The sequence below is a fragment of the Mycobacterium sp. NAZ190054 genome, assembly GCF_001545925.1.
GTDB lineage: Bacteria > Actinomycetota > Actinomycetes > Mycobacteriales > Mycobacteriaceae > Mycobacterium.
The window spans coordinates 1-3,792 of record NZ_LMVQ01000325.1 but is presented as its reverse complement, the minus strand read 5'-3'; the positions used below and the strand labels follow the sequence as shown (position 1 = coordinate 3,792).

Genomic DNA, 3,792 nt, shown 5'->3' with positions numbered 1-3,792 from the left:
CTCCATGCTCGGCGGCTGGCTCGTCAGATAGAAGAGGTCGAACTCGTAGGCGCCGGCCGAGACGAGCGTGTAACGGACCTGATGCGCTTCCTGAGCGCCGGCCGTCGCCGGGCTGATCATCCCCGCGCCCGCACCGGTGTTGCCGCCCGCCTGACGTCAGGCGGAGTTGACCCACTCGTCGGTGCCGTCGGCGAAGAACTGGTGCTTCCACACCGGTAACCGTTCCTTGACCCGGTCGACGAGGCGCGCACACGTCTCGAACGCCGCGCCGCGGTGGTCTGCAGCCACCGCGGCGACAAGGGCGGCATCCCCGATGTGCAGGACGCCCACCCGGTGGCTCACCGCGATCGCGCGGACACCCTGGCTCTCCGCGGCGACCGCGGCGGCCACCTCGGCCAAGGTCTGTTCGGCCGACGGATGCGACGAGTACTCCAGCCGGGTGACGCCTCGTCCCCCGTCGTGATCGCGCACCACCCCGGCGAAGACGACCACCGCACCCGCGGCGTGGTGCGCCACGAGTTTCTCGTGCTCGGTCGAGTCGATGGGCTGATCCGTCAACACGGCGCGTAGCACGGCGGTCATCGCGAATGGTCCTTGCCTTGAAGTTGGTCGAGGGCGTGGTCGAGGACATCGGCAAGGACCGCCAGGCCGTCTTTGACGCCGCCCAGTGAGCCGGGGAGATTGACGATCAGCGTGCGGCCCGCGACACCGCATACCCCACGGGACAGTATCGACGTCGGCACTTTCGGAAGCCCCGAGCGCCGGATGGCGTCGGCCAGGCCGGGGATCTCGTAGTCCAGCAGTGCGGCGGTGATCTGGGGGGTGGCGTCGGTCGGCGAGATGCCGGTGCCTCCGGAGGTGACGATGACGTCGTGCCTGTCGCCGATTCCGGCGCGCAGCGCGGAGTCGACCGGTTCTCCGTCGGCCACCACGACCGCCGCCGGCGTCGTGATTTCGCGGGTGTTGAGCCAGTCGACGACGACCGGGCCGCACCGGTCTTCGTAGACGCCGCCCGCTGCCCGGGTCGACGCGACGATGACCAGGCCCGAACGTGTCATCTGACCCAGGTCCCCGTCTTGCCGCCCTCCTTGCGCACCACGCGGATGTCGTCGATCCGGGCGGCCCGGTCGACGGCCTTGATCATGTCGTAGACGGTCAACGCGGCCACACTGACGGCGGTGAGCGCTTCCATCTCCACCCCGGTGCGGTCCGTCGTACGCACGGTCGCGGTGATGGCGACCGCGCCGGGATCGTCGCCGCCGACGGTGAAGTCGATGTCGACGCCGGTGATCGCCAACGGATGGCAGAGCGGAACCAGCTCGCTCGTGCGTTTCGCCGCCATGATGCCCGCCACGCGGGCGGTCGCCAGCGCGTCGCCTTTGGGCAGCCCGTTGGCGGTGATCATCTCGACCACGTCCGGCCGTGTGTGCACCGTGCCGGCGGCGACCGCGACCCGCTTGGTGGCGTCCTTGGCGGTGACGTCGACCATGTGGGCCGCGCCGGTCTCGTCGAGATGCGAGAGGCGGTCGGCCACCGCTACCTGTTGACGACGGTGACGGCCTGGATGAACGGCAGCTGCTCGGCCGGCAGCGGGAACGTCACGTCCCCGAACGGCGACAGCGCACCGGTGCGGTCGGTGGCAAGCTCGCTGACCGCGTGGTCATCAGGGTCCGTCGTGGGCCAACCCGGGTCGACGTATCGGTTCTTCTTGTCATCAGCCACCGTGCCATTGTGGCAAACCACGTGAGGACTGGCACGGTCGGGAGCCTCCTTTACGCTGGTCAGCAATGAGCGTGAAGAGTCCGGGTGTACCGCTGGGCGCCTGGTTGGCCGAACTGGACGACGAGCGGCTGATCCGGCTGCTGCGTCTGCGGCCCGACCTGACCCAGCCTCCGCCGGGCACCGTCGCCGCGCTGGCGGCGCGCGCCGCCGCCCGCCAGTCGGTGAAAGTCGCCACCGATGACCTGGACTTCCTGCATCTGTCGGTGCTCGACGCGCTGCTCACCGTGCACGCCGACACCACCCCGGCGACCTTCTCCGAGCTGGCCGAAGTCCTCGGCGAGCGCGTCTCCGACGCCGAGCTGCGCGCCGCGGTCGACGCGCTGGCGGCGCGCGCCCTGGTGTGGGGTGAGCTGGACGGCCGGGGAGCGTTGCGGGTGGTCGCCGAGGCGGCCTCGAGTCTGCCCTGGTATCCGGGGCAGGTCACGCTGGAGAGCACCGCGCAGACGGCCGCCGAGATCAACGCCGCACTCGAAGCGCTGGACGACGGCGCGCGCGACCTCCTGGACAAGCTGTTGGAGGGATCACCGGTCGGCCGGACCCGCGACGCCATGCCCGGAACTCCCGCCGATCGCCCGGTGCCGCGCCTGCTGGCGGCCGGACTGCTGCGCAAGCTCGACGACGACACCGTCATCCTGCCCCGCCTGGTCGGCCAGGTGCTGCGCGGCGAGCATCCGGGCCCGGTGACGCTGAGCGCACCTGATCCGACGGTCGCGACGACGACCGCAGCCGACGTCGACGCGGTGGCCGCCGGCGCCGCGATCGATTTCCTGCGCGAGGTCGAGGTCGTCCTCGAAATCCTCAGTGCCGCACCGGTGCCCGAGCTACGCAGCGGCGGCCTCGGCGTGCGAGAGGTCAAACGGCTGACCAAGACCACCGGCATCGACGAACGGCGGCTGGGCCTGATCCTCGAGGTGAGCGCGGCCGCCGGGCTGGTCGCGCCCGGTGTGCCCGACCCCGAACCCGACGACGGCGCCGGGTCGTACTGGGCGCCGACGGTGGCATTCGACCGGTTCGTCGAATCCCCCACCGCCGCGAGGTGGCACCTGCTGGTGTCGGCATGGTTGGACCTGCCCGGCCGGCCCAGCCTGATCGGCACCCGCGGACCCGACAACAAACCCTATGCGGCGCTGTCGGATTCGTTGTCCTCCACCGCGGCGCCGCTCGACCGCCGGTTGATGCTCGACATCCTGGCCGAGTTGCCGCCGGGCTCGGGGGTGGATGCCGGCACCGCCTCCCGGGCGATGATCTGGAAACGGCCCCGGTGGGCGGTGCGGCTGCAACCCGATCCGGTCGGCGACATGCTCACCGAAGCCCACGCGGTCGGTGCCGTCGGCCGCGGCGCGATCGCGTCCCCGATCCGGCGTCTGCTCGCCGGGGACGGCGAGGACGCGGTGACCGCGGCGATGGCGAAGGTGCTCCCGGCGCCGATCGACCATTTCCTGCTGCAGGCCGACCTGACCGTCATCGTGCCTGGGCCGCTGGAACGCGCGCTCGCCGAGCAGCTCGCGGCAGTCGCCACCGTGGAATCGGCCGGCGCGGCCATGGTGTACCGCATCGACGAGGCCTCGGTGCGACGCGCGCTCGACACCGGCAAGACCGCGGGTGAGCTGCACGCGCTGTTCAACCGCCATTCGCGGACGCCGGTACCGCAGGCACTGACGTATCTGATCGACGACGTGGCGAGGCGTCACGGGCAGCTGCGGGTCGGGATGGCCTCGGCGTTCGTCCGATGTGAGGACGCCGCCCTGCTCGCCCAGGCCGTGGCGGCGCCGGCCACCGAGTCGGTGGAGCTGCGCCTTCTGGCGCCCACGGTGGCGGTGTCTCAAGCGCCGATCGGTGACGTGCTCACCGCGTTGCGCACCGCGGGCTTCGCGCCGGCGGCCGAGGACGCGACCGGCGCGATCGTCGATCAGATACGTCAGTGCCTGCGGTACCGGCGTCCGCGAATGGCGGTTGAACAGCGCGTGCAGCTCACCCGCGGTCTTGCCGGTGTCGAGCGCGCGTCGCACC

Annotated in this window: 4 protein-coding genes and 2 pseudogenes; 1 reads left to right on the top strand and 5 read right to left on the bottom strand. The window is 71.3% G+C overall.

Going from position 1 to position 3,792, the window contains the following annotated elements; all coding sequences use genetic code 11:
* Positions 1 to 156 precede the first annotated feature (156 nt).
* Genes ASJ79_RS20395 through ASJ79_RS20380 form a run of 4 tightly spaced genes read right to left on the bottom strand, consistent with a single transcriptional unit; the run spans position 157 to position 1,722 of the window.
* Positions 157 to 582: a molybdenum cofactor biosynthesis protein MoaE gene (locus tag ASJ79_RS20395; protein ID WP_067959138.1), complete on the bottom strand. Its 426-nt coding sequence runs from the start codon at positions 580 to 582 to the stop codon at positions 157 to 159.
* On the bottom strand, positions 579 to 1,058 hold the full coding sequence (locus tag ASJ79_RS20390; RefSeq protein WP_067959135.1) for a molybdenum cofactor biosynthesis protein B: 480 nt from the start codon (positions 1,056 to 1,058) through the stop codon (positions 579 to 581). The genes ASJ79_RS20395 and ASJ79_RS20390 overlap by 4 nt, the downstream gene beginning before the upstream one ends.
* Entirely contained in the window at positions 1,055 to 1,534 is a 480-nt protein-coding gene (gene moaC / locus ASJ79_RS20385) for a cyclic pyranopterin monophosphate synthase MoaC (protein WP_082753953.1), read from the bottom strand. Before moaC ends, ASJ79_RS20390 begins: the two co-directional genes overlap by 4 nt.
* A gap of 2 nt (positions 1,535 to 1,536) precedes the next feature.
* Positions 1,537 to 1,722 carry a hypothetical protein gene (locus ASJ79_RS20380; protein WP_156448543.1) on the bottom strand — a complete coding sequence of 62 codons (186 nt, stop codon included), beginning with the start codon at positions 1,720 to 1,722 and terminating at the stop codon, positions 1,537 to 1,539.
* Positions 1,723 to 1,787: 65 nt separating this feature from the next.
* On the opposite strand from ASJ79_RS20380, the pseudogene ASJ79_RS20375 reads away from it, so the two are divergent.
* A pseudogene (locus tag ASJ79_RS20375) lies at positions 1,788 to 3,692 on the top strand (helicase-associated domain-containing protein); the annotation flags it as partial.
* 36 nt (positions 3,693 to 3,728) lie between these two features.
* Here the strand turns inward: ASJ79_RS20375 and ASJ79_RS35180 are convergent.
* Positions 3,729 to 3,791, bottom strand: a pseudogene (locus ASJ79_RS35180) (hypothetical protein); the annotation flags it as partial.
* Position 3,792 lies beyond the last annotated feature (1 nt).